At 72.7% G+C, this 13520-nt stretch carries 12 protein-coding genes; 6 read left to right on the plus strand and 6 right to left on the minus strand.

Features of this window, described 5'->3' with window-relative positions:
- Both E1298_RS06425 and E1298_RS06430 read right to left on the minus strand, forming a co-directional pair.
- On the minus strand, nt 1-1279 hold a 1279-nt coding region (locus E1298_RS06425; protein WP_131889934.1), incomplete at its 3' end, for a sensor histidine kinase.
- Nucleotides 1276-1929 carry a response regulator transcription factor gene (locus E1298_RS06430; protein WP_131889936.1) on the minus strand — a complete coding sequence of 218 codons (654 nt, stop codon included), beginning with the start codon at nt 1927-1929 and terminating at the stop codon, nt 1276-1278. The genes E1298_RS06430 and E1298_RS06425, both read right to left, overlap by 4 nt.
- 187 nt (nt 1930-2116) lie before the next feature.
- Here E1298_RS06430 and E1298_RS06435 point away from each other — a divergent pair, with 187 nt between their 5' ends.
- From E1298_RS06435 to E1298_RS06450, 4 genes are read left to right on the plus strand one after another with little or no spacing between them, the layout of a single operon-like run.
- Complete coding sequence (locus E1298_RS06435; protein WP_131889938.1) at nt 2117-2641, plus strand: hypothetical protein; 525 nt, start codon at nt 2117-2119, stop codon at nt 2639-2641.
- On the plus strand, nt 2638-3768 hold the full coding sequence (locus E1298_RS06440; RefSeq protein WP_165975331.1) for a peptidoglycan-binding protein: 1131 nt from the start codon (nt 2638-2640) through the stop codon (nt 3766-3768). The genes E1298_RS06435 and E1298_RS06440 overlap by 4 nt, the downstream gene beginning before the upstream one ends.
- Complete coding sequence (locus E1298_RS06445) at nt 3765-4487, plus strand: ABC transporter ATP-binding protein (protein WP_131889942.1); 723 nt, start codon at nt 3765-3767, stop codon at nt 4485-4487. The genes E1298_RS06440 and E1298_RS06445 overlap by 4 nt, the downstream gene beginning before the upstream one ends.
- A complete protein-coding gene (locus E1298_RS06450) occupies nt 4487-5692 on the plus strand; it encodes an ABC transporter permease (RefSeq protein ID WP_131889944.1) in 1206 nt (401 codons plus the stop codon). The genes E1298_RS06445 and E1298_RS06450 overlap by 1 nt, the downstream gene beginning before the upstream one ends.
- On the opposite strand, the gene E1298_RS06455 is transcribed toward E1298_RS06450, so the two are convergent.
- Nucleotides 5689-6894 (minus strand): cytochrome P450, encoded by a 1206-nt coding sequence (locus E1298_RS06455; protein WP_131889946.1) that lies wholly within the window; start codon nt 6892-6894, stop codon nt 5689-5691. The two genes, E1298_RS06450 and E1298_RS06455, sit on opposite strands and share 4 nt — an antisense overlap.
- A gap of 130 nt (nt 6895-7024) precedes the next feature.
- Between E1298_RS06455 and E1298_RS06460 the strand changes: the two genes are divergently transcribed.
- Nucleotides 7025-7630, plus strand: a complete 606-nt coding sequence (locus tag E1298_RS06460) for an antibiotic biosynthesis monooxygenase (protein ID WP_131889948.1) — start codon at nt 7025-7027, stop codon at nt 7628-7630.
- Between the two features lie 18 nt (nt 7631-7648).
- On the opposite strand, the gene E1298_RS06465 is transcribed toward E1298_RS06460, so the two are convergent.
- The 3 genes from E1298_RS06465 to E1298_RS06475 all read right to left on the minus strand — a co-directional run bounded on the left by E1298_RS06465 (nt 7649) and on the right by E1298_RS06475 (nt 11315).
- Nucleotides 7649-9457, minus strand: a complete 1809-nt coding sequence (locus E1298_RS06465; RefSeq protein ID WP_131889950.1) for a choline/carnitine O-acyltransferase — start codon at nt 9455-9457, stop codon at nt 7649-7651.
- Between the two features lie 90 nt (nt 9458-9547).
- Nucleotides 9548-10360, minus strand: a complete 813-nt coding sequence (locus E1298_RS06470; protein WP_131889952.1) for a class I SAM-dependent methyltransferase — start codon at nt 10358-10360, stop codon at nt 9548-9550.
- An 85-nt stretch (nt 10361-10445) separates the two neighbouring features.
- Nucleotides 10446-11315: a HalD/BesD family halogenase gene (locus E1298_RS06475; RefSeq protein WP_131889954.1), complete on the minus strand. Its 870-nt coding sequence runs from the start codon at nt 11313-11315 to the stop codon at nt 10446-10448.
- A gap of 352 nt (nt 11316-11667) precedes the next feature.
- On the opposite strand from E1298_RS06475, the gene E1298_RS06480 reads away from it, so the two are divergent.
- Nucleotides 11668-13461, plus strand: a complete 1794-nt coding sequence (locus tag E1298_RS06480; RefSeq protein WP_165975332.1) for a serine/threonine-protein kinase — start codon at nt 11668-11670, stop codon at nt 13459-13461.
- The last annotated feature ends 59 nt before the right edge of the window (nt 13462-13520 follow it).

The raw sequence follows: 13520 nt of genomic DNA on the forward strand, positions 1-13520 counted from the left end.
TGTTTATAAGAGACAGGGCGGGGAGGGCGACCGTCACCTGGAGGCCGCCGCCGTCGCGCGGACGGGCGGTCACGGTCCCGCCGTGGGCGCGGACGATCGACTGCACGATCGACAGCCCGAGCCCCGCCCCCTTCGCGGTGACCACGCGGTCGCTGTCGAGGCGGCGGAACGGCTCGAACAGCGCCGGGATCTCGTACGGTGGGACGACGGGGCCGGAGTTGCCCACCTCCAGGACGGCGCGGCCGTTCAGCGTCCGGCAGGACACGCGCACCCGGCCGCCGTCCCCGGTGTTGTGCCGGATGCCGTTCTCCACGAGGTTCTGGACGACCCGTTCGAGCAGCAGCGCGTCGCCCGACGTGACGGCCTCGTCCGTCTCCTCCTCGACGGTCACCCCGGCCGCCCCGGCCTCCGCCGCGGTCTGCGCGGCGACATGGCCGACGACGTCGGCGAGGTCGACCGGGGCGCGGTCCCTGATCTCGTTCTCCGACCGGGCGAGCAGCAGCAGTCCGGTGATCAGCCGCTCGTGCCGGGAGTTGATCTGCAGCAGGGTCTCGCCGAGCTGCAGCACGTCCGGGGACGCCGTCCGGCGGTGCATGGCGACCTCGACCAGCGCGCGGCCCAGCGTGAGCGGGGTGCGCAGCTCGTGCGAGGCGTTGGCGACGAAGCGCCGCTGCCCGTCGAAGGACCGGTCGAGCCGCTCGACCATCGAGTCGAAGGTGTCGGCGAGCTTCTTGACCTCGTCGTCCGGGCCGTCCAGCGCGATCCGCTCGTGCAGGCCGCGGTCGGCGGCGGGCGCCCCGGCGATCCGGCGGGCGGTCTCGGTCACCCGGTGCAGCGGCGCCAGGACCTGGCCCGCGATGAGCCAGCCGAAGCCCGCCGCGGCCCCGCCGACGACCAGCAGCGCGATCGACCCCTGGGTGACCAGCGAGGTCGTCGCGGCGTTGCGCAGCTCGTCGCGCTGCTTGCGGATCAAGTGCTCGGTGTCGGACATCTCCTTCAGCTCGCCGGAGTCCGGCACCCGGGCCTGCGCGTCCCGCTGGGCGGACGCCCGGCTCGTGGCGCCGCCCGTGTCACCGCCCGTGGCGCCGGGGCTGGCCGACGCCGAGCTGGGAGTGAGCGTCCGGGCGAAGATCTTGGTGCCGTTGCCCCGGGAGATCTGCTGGTCGAACAGCGCGTAGGTGACGCCGAGGAGCACGAGGCCCGCGACGAGGAACAGGCCGCCGTAGGTCAGCGTCAGCCGGGCCCGCAGCGAGATTCCGCCGGTCGGGAAGATCTTCACTTGATCCGGTACCCCACTCCCTTGACGGTCTCGACGACGGGCGGGTCGGCGAGCTTGCGGCGCAGCTTGAGGATGGTGAGCCGGACGGCGCCGGTGAACGGGTCGGCGTGCTCGTCCCACGCCTTCTCCAGCAGCCGCTCGGCGGAGACGACGGCCCCGTCGGCGCGCAGCAGCTCGGCGAGGACGGCGAACTCCTTCTTGGCCAGCGGCACGTACCGCCCGTCCCGGAACACCTCGCGGCGGGCCGGGTCGAGGGAGATGCCCGCGCGGCGCAGCGTCGGCGGCGCGGCCGGCCGCGCCCGGCGGCCGAGCGCGAGGACGCGGGCGGCCAGCTCGGGGAAGGCGAACGGCTTGGTGAGGTAGTCGTCCGCGCCGAGCCCGAGCCCGGCGACGCGGTCGGTGACCTCGGCGGCGGCGGTGAGCATCAGCACCCGCGCCGCGTTCTCGCGCACCAGCTCGCGGCAGACGTCGTCGCCGTGCACGAGCGGGAGGTCGCGGTCCAGGACGACGACGTCGTAGTCGTTGACGCCGGCGCGTTCGAGCGCGGCCTCCCCGTCGTAGGCGAGATCGACGGCGTGCGCGTCGTCGCGCAGCCATTCCGCGATCGCGCCGGCGAGCAGCTGCTCGTCCTCCACCACCAGTACCCGCATGTGACCTCCTCGGACGGCCGTCGTGGCCCGGCGGCCCATGCTGCCCGGAAGGGTGTTTCCTCGCCGTTAGGAAACGGTTGTCCGCAAGAGCCGGGCTGGACGGAAACGCGGGGGAAACGTCCGATCGCGTTGCATCGCTCCTCGTCCGGCCGGAACCGATCCGGCCGGCGGACGATGGAGACAAGATATGAGGATTCGGACTCGCGGGGCGCTGGCGGCGCTGCCGCTGGTATTGGCGTTGACGCTGGCCGGGTGCGGCTCGGACGACGGCGGCGACGGGAAGGTGGCGTCGGCGGGCGGCGCCAAGCAGGGCGGCGCGGCGGCCGCCGGCAAGGGCATGAGCCAGGACGAGAAGGGCGTGAAGTACGCCGAGTGCATGCGCAAGAACGGCGTCCCCATGGAGGACCCGAAGCCCGGCGGGAACATCCAGCTCAAGCTCGACAAGAGGACGCCCAAGGCCACGCTCGACAAGGCCACGCAGGCGTGCAAGGCGCTCGACCCGATGGCCGACGGCTCCGGCAAGCAGGACCCGAAGCAGCAGGAGCAGGGCCGCAAGTTCGCCGAGTGCATGCGCCAGAACGGCGTGGAGGCGTTCGCCGACCCCAAGCCGGGCCAGCGCGGGATCATGATCGACGGCAAGGTCGCCGAGGACCCCGACTTCAAGGCGGCGCAGCAGAAGTGCCAGGAGGTCCTGTCGGGCGGCGGCAAGTGAGCGGCGCCACGGTGGACGAGCGGGCGCCGACCGCGGAGGGGGACCGGCCGTCCCGGCGCAGGAGGCCGCGCCGCCGGGTCGCGCTCGCCGTCGCGGCCGTCGTGGCGGTGGGCGGCGGCGCGTCCGCGGTGCTGCTGGGCACGGGCGGCGGCTCGGCGAGCGGGACGGCGGCCGCCCTGCCGCCCAAGACCGCGCCGGTCACCAAGCAGACGCTGCGGGACACCCAGACAGAGGACGGGCAGCTCGGCTACGGCCCGACCTACAGCGCGACCAGCCGCCTGCAAGGCACCCTGACCAAGGTCCCCGAGAGCGGCGATGTGATCACCCGCGGCCGGGAGCTGTACGAGGTGGACGGCAAGCCGGTGACGCTGATGTACGGCTCCAAGCCCTCGTACCGCCCGCTGGAGGTCGGCACCGAGGGATCGGACGTGCTCCGGTTCGAGAAGAACCTGCGGGCCCTCGGCTACGACGGGTTCACCGTCGACAAGGAGTACACCGAGGACACCGCCGACGCGGTCCAGGAGTGGCAGGACGATCTCGGCCTGGAGGAGACCGGCACCGTCGAGCTGGGACGGGTGGTGTTCGCGCCTGGGGCCGTCCGGGTGGACAGCAAGCAGGCGAGCGCGGGCGACCCCACGTCCCCTGGACGCAAGGTGCTCACCTACACCGGCACCGACAAGGCCGTGACCCTGGAGCTGGAGACCACCGACCAGCGGATGGCGAAGAAGGGCGCCGAGGTCGAGGTCACGCTCCCCGACGACGAGACCGTCAAGGGCAGGATCGACGAGGTCTCCACGGTGATCGAGCCCGGGTCGGGGCAGAGCGAGGAGGCGAAGACCAAGGTCGAGGTGACCGTGTGGCTCCGCAGCGCCAAGGCCCGCAAGGCCGCCGCCGCGTACGCGCTGGCGTCGGTCGACGTCACCTTCACCGCGGGGACGCGCGAGGACGTCCTGACCGTGCCGGTGTCGGCGCTGCTGGCCCTGGAGGAGGGCGGCTTCGGCCTGGAGGTCGTGAAGGGCGCCGCGTCGTCCTACGTCCCGGTGAAGACGGGCCTGTTCGCCGACGGGCGGGTCGAGGTCTCCGGTGACGGGATCGCCGAGGGCACGGCCGTGGGGGTCCCGAAATGATCGACCTGAAGGACGTGACCAAGCGGTACGCGGGCGGCGTCCACGCCCTCGACGGCGTGTCGCTGCACATCGGGGCGGGGGAGCTGGTCGCCATCGTGGGCCCGTCCGGCTCGGGGAAGTCGACCATGCTGAACGTCCTCGGCACGCTGGACCGCCCGACGTCGGGCACCGTGCACATCGACGGCCACGACGTGGGACGGCTGTCGGACGCCAAGCTGTCGGCGCTGCGCGCGAGCCGCATCGGGTTCGTCTTCCAGCAGTTCCACCTCGCCGGGGGCACCAAGGCGGTGGACAACGTCGCCGATGGGCTCCTGTACTCGGGGCTGCGGCCGGGCGTGCGGCGCCGCCGCGCGATGGCCGCGCTGCAGCGCGTCGGCCTCGGCCACCGGATGGGCCACGAGCCGCACGAGCTGTCCGGCGGCGAGCGGCAGCGCGTCGCCATCGCGCGGGCCGTCGCCGGTGAGCCCGCGCTGCTGCTCGCGGACGAGCCGACCGGCGCCCTGGACTCGGTGTCGGGCGACGGGGTGATGGCGCTGCTGCGGGAGCTGCACGCCGCCGGCACCACGGTCGTGATCATCACGCACGACCGGGAGATCGCCGACGGCCTGCCGCGCCAGGTGCGCATGCGCGACGGCCGCGTCATCTCCGACTCGGGCCCGCCCGCCGGCGGGGCCGCGGGGCTCGGCGCGCCCGGCATCCCCTTCGCGGAGGCGCGGTGATGGGGGCCGGGGCGCTGCAGCCCGCCCGGCTGTGGCCGCGGGACGTGCTCAAGGTCGGCGCCGTGGGGCTGCGGACGCGGCCGATGCGGGCCTTCCTGTCCGCGCTCGGCATCGCGATCGGGATCGCGGCGATGGTCGCGGTCGTCGGCGTCTCGTCCTCGTCCCGCGCCGATCTCGACCGGGCCCTGGCCGCGCTCGGCACGAACCTGCTCACGGTCACCCCGGGCAGCACGCTGACCGGCGGGAAGGCGCAGCTCCCGCTGGAATCGGAGGCCATGGTGGCCCGCATCCGCCCGGTGCAGGAGGTGTCGGCCATCGGGCTGCTGGAGGAGGCGAAGGTCTACCGCTCCAACAAGATCCCCGAGACGGAGACCAACGGGCTCGCCACCTACGCCACGCGCAGCGACCTGCGCGCCGCGACGGGCGCCGAGCTGCGCAGCGGCGCCTGGCTGAACGCGGCCACCGGCACCTACCCGGCGACCGTGCTCGGCTCGACCGCCGCGGAGCGGCTCGGGATCGGCCACGCGGGCCCCGGCGTGAAGGTGCTGATCGGCGGCAAGTGGTTCACCGTGGTCGGGATCCTCGCCAAGGCGCCGCTTGCGCCCGAGCTGGACTCGGCCGCGCTGGTGGGCTGGCCGGTGGCGCAGTCGCGGCTGGGGTTCGACGGGCACCCGACGACGATCTACACGCGCTCGGAGGACGCGAGCGTCGAGGACGTCCGGGCGGTGCTCGGCGCGACCGCCAACCCCGAGGCGACCAACGAGGTGGAGGTGTCGCGCCCGTCGGACGCGCTGGCGGCGAAGAAGGCGGCGGGCGAGGCGTTCACCGGGCTCCTGCTCGGGCTGGGCGCGGTGGCGCTGCTCGTCGGCGGCGTCGGGGTGGCCAACACCATGGTCATCTCGGTGCTGGAGCGCCGCTCGGAGATCGGCCTGCGGCGCTCCCTGGGCGCGACCCGCGGCCAGATCCGCACGCAGTTCCTCGCCGAGTCGCTCCTGCTGTCGGCGCTCGGCGGGCTGGGCGGGGCCCTCCTCGGGACGATGGTGACCCTGCTCTACGCCCTGTACCAGGGGTGGCCGATCGTCGTCCCCGCGTGGGCGGTCTTCGGCGGCGTCGGGGCGACCCTGGTCATCGGCGCCCTCGCCGGCCTCTACCCGGCGATCCGGGCGTCCCGCCTCTCCCCGACCGAGGCCCTCGCCACGCCCTAACTCCCTAAGGGGGAGGGGGACCATGTGAGGGGGAGGGACTCGATGCCGTAGATGCCCTCCACGCCGCCGAAGCGGACCGGGCCGTCCACGGCCAGGCCGGGCATGCGGGGGGCGAGGAAGGTCAGGGCCTCCTCCAACTCGGCCCTGGCCAGGTTCGCGCCGAGGCAGTAGTGGACGCCTGCGCCGAACGTCAGCGGCCTGTGCTCGCGTTCGGCCGTGATGTCGAACTCCTCGCCCTCCTCGCGGTTGGCGCGTTCCGCGCAGACCGCGACGATCGCCCCGGCGGGGAACCTCACGCCGCGGTGCTCGACCGGCTCCACGCAGATGCGGGCGGTGAACGGGGTGATCGGCTCGAACCGGAGGACCTCGTCCACCGCCCGCCCCACCAGGCCGGGCTCCGCGGCCAGCAGCGCCCACTGGTCCGGATGCCCGGCGAACAGGTTCAGCGCGTGCGAGAGCTGGGCCTGCGTGGTGTCGATCCCGCCGCCCATCACGTTCAAGACGAGGTGGACGCACTCCTCCAGCGTGAGCCGGTCGCCCTCGTCCTCGGCGGCCAGCAGGGTGCTGAGCAGGTCGTCCTCCGGGGCGGCCCGCCGGACGGCGAGCAGGTCGGCGACGTACTCGTGCATCTCCGCCGCCGCCTTCTCGACCAGCGGCAGGTCCTCCGACAGCGCGCGGATGTCGAACTGCCGCTGCACCCAGTGGGCCCACTCGTGCAGGCGGGGGACGTCCTGCTTGGGCGCGCCGAGCACCGCCGCGATCGTCAGCGCCGGGTAGGGACGGGCGATCTCCGGTACGAAGTCGCAGGACGTCGCGCCGGGCTTCCATAGCTCGTCCAGGAAGGCCCGCATGGCGGGACGCGCGCGGTTGGCCGCGCGGGGCGTGAACGCGGGGCCGATGAGCGCGCGCAGCCGCCGGTGCCGCTCGCCGTTCTGGTTGATGATGTTCGCGTCGATGTGCTCGCGCAGCCGCCCGTCCGGCACCGCGAACAGCTCGGCGATCTCGCGGCCGGGGAAGGCCATCGCCCGCGAGCGCAGGAAGAACTCGCCGGCCTCGCGATCCAGCACCACGTACGAGAAGGGGCCCTGCGCGAGCCAGCCCTTCGCCGCGGTCTCGGCGAGGCGCCGGTGGTAGACCTCGCCGACGAGGTCGGGCGCCGAATAATCGAAGACGGGAAGGTCAAGATCTGCCGCCTCTGTCACGATGACTCCCGCTTCGCCGTGTTTACCTGTCAGATGATTATGCGTGCCCGGGACGGCGCGTTTCAGCTTCTCTGGACACCGTCCAGATCAATGCGTGCATGGACCGCGCGTGTCGGGTGAGGCTCAGGGCATGGAAGAGCAAGAGGGACCCGCCGAGGGCTCTGGCGAGGGACCCGTGACGGTCGTGTTCACTTGGGACGTCAAACCCGGACGCGAGCGCGAGTTCGAGGACTGGGCCGACGAACTCCACCGGGTCGCCAGAGGGTACTCCGGCCACGAGGGCGCGACCTGGCTGCGCGCCGAGGGGAACAGGCACCGCTACTACACCGTGCTGAAGTTCGCCGACCAGGAGCGGCTCGACTGGTGGCTGGACTCGGGCGAGCGCAGGAGCCGGATCGAGCGGCTGGACGGGATCGCCGCCGAGCACCGGCACGGGACGACCGGGCTGGAGACCTGGTTCAGCCTGCCCGGCGAGTCCGTGCCGGCGCCGTCCAAGATCAAGATGATCATCGTGACGCTGTGCGCGGTCTACCCGCTCAGCATCGCCTTCCAGGCCGTCATCGCCCCGGCGACCAAGACCTGGGCGCTCCCGCTGCGCGGGCTGGTCTTCCCGATCATCATGGTGCCGCTGCTCACCCTGCTCGTCATGCCGGGGCTGAGCAGGCTGCTCCGGCGCTGGCTCTATCCGGCCGGGCGCGTCCACCGGCCCGCCAGGCCCGGCCGCCCCGACCGGTGATCGGCCGCCGGCGATGCGTCAGCCCTCCGCCGCGAGCAGGTCGTCCAGCTCCCGGACGGCCCTGCGCAGCTCGGCGGCGAAGGCGTGCATGGCGTCCGCGACCGGCCGCGGCGTGCTCAGGTAGACGTTGAAGCGGTCGGGCAGCAGGACGTAGGCGACGCCGATGCACTGCTCGCTGGTCGACCCGAAGCCGAAGTAGCGGATATTGGCCGACGGCGCCGAACTGGTGCTCAGGTAGTCGTCGCGCATCTTCAGCCAGCCCGGCGACTCGAACAGCGGGAGCGGCCCGTCCACCCCCAGCTCCGCGCCGCGCCGCTTCTGGATCAGCTGCAGCTCCCAGAGGTGCTGCTCGGGCGCCCGCACCGCCTGGCACTCCTTGGCGCGCCGGACGTGCGCCTCGGCGGCGGCGCGGAAGGCGGCCCGGCGCTCCTCCGCGCCGGCTCCGGGATCGTCCATGGCCCGGACGAAGCGGACGGCCTCCGGGGTGACGACCCGCATGGCCTCGGTGCGCCCGCGCCGGTACTGCCGGGTGGCGATCGACTCGTAGGTGGCGCCCGTGAGGCCCTTCGCGCGCCGGTGGGCGAGCTGGTAGGCCATCTGCACGAACGCGTCGGGCGACATGCGCAGCCGCTTGGCCCGGTCGCCGCCGAAGTCGTCGAACGCCACGGTGGCGGTGGCCGTGGCGGCGGCGTAGGCGGCGAACGCGGCGGCGGCGTCCCGCATGTCGGCCCGCAGGCCGCCGTCCAGGACGAACTCGACCGGCTCGATGGCGGGCAGCCCCTGCGACCGGGCGCCCGACCGCTGCGAGTGGTGCGCGGCGGACGAGCCCAGCAGGTCGTCGACGAAGCTGAGGACCGTGGTGCCGTCCAGCCCGCAGTGCTCGACGTTGATGCCCGCCCGCCCGTCGCCGAACACGATCAGGGACACGGCCTTGTCGAACCACCGGTTGGCGCTGTCGCCGTGCAGGAGATGGTCGCACGCCTCCAGGTCGTCCTCGGGCGCGAAGTCCTCCAGGCAGAGGCAGAACAGCGCGGTCTCCACCTCCTCCAGCGCGGCGGCGTTGCCGGGATCGGCGGCGAGCAGGTCCCGGCGGCTCGCCGCCCATTCCGCGCGGGCCTTGGTGGTGAGGTGCCCGGCGGACGGTTCGAGGGCGGGGTCCGCCTTCATGATCGTGCGCAGGCCGCCCATGAGCTCGTCGAGGGAGTGCGGCCGCCCGTCCGGGCCGATCACGTCCATGCGGATCATGTTGCCGCGGAAGAACACCAGGATGTGCCGGGCCCGGGACGGGCCGGGCCACGCGTCCGAGTACGGCGCGCGGACCGTGTCCTGCTCCGGGCCCGGGATCCGCGTCGCGGAGAACAGGGCCTTGTTCTGCTCCATCGACAGCGGCCGCCCGCGCCGGGTGACCGGCGGGACCCTCTCCTCGTCCAGCCGCAGCTTGTAGTCGACGGCGCCCGCGACGAGCCCGGCGGCCCGCTCGACCTGCCCCTCGCCGGTGTCCTTGAAGAGGAAGAAGAAATTGGCGTTGAGCGCGATGCGGTCGCGGCGGCCCAGGTACCGGTACGGCCAGAAGGTGTCGAGCCAGCTGTGCACGCCCTCGCTCGCGTCGTAGCGCTCCAGTGCCGCGTGCAGCGCGCGGCCGGGGCCGTCCGGGCGGACGAAGGAGGCCAGCGCGGCCTCCGTCCGCGACAGCTCGTCCGCGGTCAGCAGGGGCGCGCACCATTCCAGGAACCGCTCGCCGCTCGCGTCGAGCGTGGGCAGGGGGACCCGGGGCAGGTCGTCCTCGTTGCCGAAGGTGCGGAGAGAGGGCTCGGGGCTGGCGTTCACGTTCGGTTCCTCGATCTGGCTCGTACGGGAAGGGAGGGCGGCGCCGCCCGGCGGCGGGCGTTCGCCGGGCGGCGCCGGTGCCTGTGCCGGTCAGCCGGTGCGGGGACGCGAGACGTAGAGCTGGGCGTAGAGCCAGCCGTCGGTCTCCAGGCCGCTCGGGTCGGCGCCGACGTCCGACAGCCGGTCCAGCACGAGCGACTGCTCCTCCGCGGTCGCGAACCGCCGCTGCCGGAAGAAGCCGTCCCGGCGGACGCTCTCGTACCCGGCCTCGGCGAGGCTCTCGGCGATCGCGTCGAACGGGAACATGCGCAGGACGAAATGCGCCATCCAGGGCCGCCGCCCGTCATGCGACTCGACGATGCGGGAAATGGTCCGTTCGGTGACGTAGCCGAGGCATCCGGTCGAGATGACCAGGTCCGTTTGGGCGAGCTGGGCGCGCTGCTCCTCCGTCGGGTCGTCGCCCTCCAGATCGGCGTGGACGGCGCCGTCGAGAAAACCGGCCTCGGTCGCGTAGGAAAGGGCGTTGTCCGAGGCGTCCAGGCCGAGGAAGCGTGTTCGGTTCGCATGTTCACCGGAGCGGACCAACTCCCGGTCGCGGGTCAGCAGCATGCCGCGTGTGTGTCCGTTGACGTCGCGGCCGCTGTAGCGATCGTACAGGTCCGCCATGCTGGCCCCGTATTTCACGAGGGCCGCGTTGATGCCGTACGAGCAGCCGATGTCCAGGACGGTGGGGACCGGGACACGGAGCACCTCCCGGTATTCATTGATAAGTCCGGTAAAGTGTGGTTTGGCCAGTTCCGGAATGATGTAGCCGAGCTCGCGCAGCGTGCGGAAATAGGCTCGGGGATCGGGCTGGGTGTAGATGTGGTCGAGCGAGATCTTTCCGGTCGTGTCAACGCGCATGATCGCGTTCCTCCTGGAGCGGCGGTGGATCGAACGGCGGGATCGGCTCGTCGTCGGACAACCTGCTCGTCCGGTGACCGGCCGGCTAGTCCAGCAGCCGGTCGATCCGGACGGCGCGTCCCTCGGCCGCCGGGTGCTCGGGCAGTACACGGCCGAAGAGCTGCCGTGTGCGCTCGACGCTGCCGATGACTCCGGGACGCTCGCTGTAGGCGAAGATCGCCGTATGACGGGCGGTGGCGCCCCGGACGGTGCTCACACGATGCAACGAGTAGCGCCCTTTGAACAGTTGCAGGTCGCCGGGACGCAGCGTCAGCCGCCGGATCAGATGGCCTCCGCCGCCGGTCAGGACGCTTTGGACGTCCTGAAAATTCTCGGCGTCGGCGGACCTGATGTTCGGGCAGTACTCGAAGGCGCCGCCGTCCGCGGGGCCCTGGGTCAGCAGGGTGACCGTGAACTCGTTGGTGTCGAAGTGCCAGGGGTGCTCCATTCCCGGGTTGACGACGTTGAGGCACAGCCCGGACAGCGGGTCGGCCAGCTCGTGCACCCGCGGCAGCCCGAAGCAGCCCGCGACGAAACGCCGGAACGGCTCGCTCGTGTAGAGCCGCCCGATAATGGAATCGGCGGGAATGTGGTCGCGTGCGACGAATGCATTGCCTCGTTTGACGGTAATGCGTCCGGGGTGGTTGTCCGGCAATGGCGAGTTCACGTCGATGTTGTAGGCGTTCACCGTTTCGACGCCGTAATGTGCGCGAGGGGCGAGCGCCGCGCATTCCGCCCGCAGGGCGCCGTGCAGATCCGGCCGGATGAAGTCGGGAAGCACGCAGCAGCCGGATTCTGCCAGCTCGGCCCGGGTCCGGGAGACGACGGCCGCCCAGGCGGCGCCGCCCGGGTCGGCGAGCGGATATCGCTCGGTGTCCACCGCCCGTCCAACGTCCCGGGCTTCCGCAGTGCGCATGGCGATCCTTCCGAGTGGTGAACCCCAGTCGGGTTCTAGCACACTGATTGGGGCAATTCATGAGGGGGTTTTCGGACCGGGCTTATCGGCCGCCGATAAATAACGGGCGTGACCTGTGTCTTTGCACGTTCCAACTTCTCGTTCCGCCACGGGACCGGGACCGCGCGGTGTGGTTCATCTCACGCGGAGGTCACCTGCCCGGCACCGGGACGCCCCGCTCCGTCCCGGCCGCCGGCCGCCGGTCCGCCTGCCCGCCGGGCCGAAGTTTGATCGACTTTCCGCGAACCATCCCTTACGCAGGGGCGTCACCCTCTGGTGGAATGCCTGGTCGAGGACGAGCAAGGGGAGCGCGGTGGCGGATTGGCGGCTGGCGGAGTTCATCGAGGACCGTGAACTCGGACGCGGCGCACAGGGGCGGGTGGTCCTCGCCCGCCACGCCGGGTCCGGGACCCCGGTGGCGATCAAGTACCTGGCCCACGGTGACGCGGCGGCCGTCGCCGGGCTCCGGGCCGAGGCGCAGATGCTCGGCCGGCTGACCAGCCCGTACGTGGCCCGGCTCTACCGGTTCGTGGAGAGCGGGCAGGGCGCCGCGATCGTCATGGAGGCGATCAACGGGGCGTCGCTGAAGGACGTCCTCAACGAGCACGGGGCGCTGGCCCCCGAGGCGGCGCTGCTCGTGCTGAAGGGCTCGCTGCTGGGGCTCGCGGCGGCGCACGCCGTCGGGGTCGTCCACCGCGACTACAAGCCCGCCAACGTGGTCGTGCAGGGCGACGGGCTCAGCAAGCTCGTCGACTTCGGCGTGGCCGTGCTGTCGGGGCAGGGGTCGTTCGCGGGGACGCCCGCCTACATGGCGCCCGAGCAGTGGCGCGGCGAGCCCGCCACCCCGGCCACCGACGTGTACGCGGCGACCTGCGTGTTCGTGGAGAGCGTCACCGGACGGCGGCCGTTCGCGGCGGACGGGCGCGCCGCGCTGATGAACCAGCACCTGACCGCCCCGATCGACCTCGCGGACGTGCCCGGCCCGCTGCGTCCCCTCGTCCAGGAGGGGATGGCCAAGAGCGCCGAGGAGCGGCCGCCCGGCGCGGCGGCGTTCGTCACCCGGCTGGAGTCCGCGGCGGTCGCCGCGTACGGAACCGACTGGGAGCAGCGCGGCGTCCGGGCACTGGCCGCCGCGGCCGTCGCTTTGGCCGCTCTGTTCCCGCTCGGCGCGCTGGCGCTCGCCCCCGGCGCCGCCGGAGCCGGGGCGGGCGCCGCGGGGACGGCGGGCGCCGCGGGGACGGCCGGGTCCGGCGGCGGCATGGGCGCGGCCGGGACCGCGGGCACGAGCGTCGGCAAGGGGTTCCTCGCCACCGCCGCGGGCAAGGGGACGCTCGCGGTGGCGGGCGCGGCCGTGGTCGCCACGTCGGCGACCGCCGCGGTGTACGCGACGAAGGACTCGCCGAAGCAGGACCCGCCCGTGGCGAGCGTGAACATGGCGGCGCAGACTCAGACGATCGGCGACGTCCAGGTCACGAACGCGCAGTACATGAAGATCAGCGGGTTGGGGGATCCGGCCCTGGAGCGGCGCATCAACGAGACCCTGCGCGGGCCGCTGGACCGGCTCATCACGATCGGGAAGAGCAACAGGACGTTCTGCCGGGGCCGTCCCACCAAGGTCTACACGACCGCGCGCGCCGGGCTGCGCGGCCCGCGGCTGGTGTCGGTCCGCTACTTCATGCTCTCCGACTGGTGCCAGCAGGCGGACGGCGCGCCCGGCGGCGAGGTCGTCACCGTCGACCTGCGCACCGGCCGCAGGCTCACCGCCGCCGACGTCTTCCGTCCCGAGACGCTGACGGCGGCGGGCGTGGCGCGGCTCCAGTCGCTCGTCAAGCAGCGCGTCGGCCGGGGACGCCTGTGGTCGCAGTGCTCTCCCGACGCCAAGTTCAAGCCGGACGACTTCCAGCCGAAGAAGTCCGACGGCGAGGCCATCAAGGGGATGGAGACCGCTCCGCCGGTGCTCAGCGCGTTCTTCACCCCCGGCGAGTTCCAGCTGTCGTGGCTGCACGGGGGCAGCGACGGCTGCGGCGATATGGACTTCGGCGCGCCCTACGCCGCCGTCCGCGACCTGCTCAAGCCGGAGATCGCCGCGCTGCTGCCGCGCGCCTGACCTTTGGGGCGCCCCGCTTGGGGGTAGGAGTCGTCCCCGAGAGGTCGGCATGGTGCGCG

The sequence above is a fragment of the Actinomadura rubrisoli genome (genome assembly GCF_004349215.1).
GTDB lineage: Bacteria > Actinomycetota > Actinomycetes > Streptosporangiales > Streptosporangiaceae > Spirillospora > Spirillospora rubrisoli.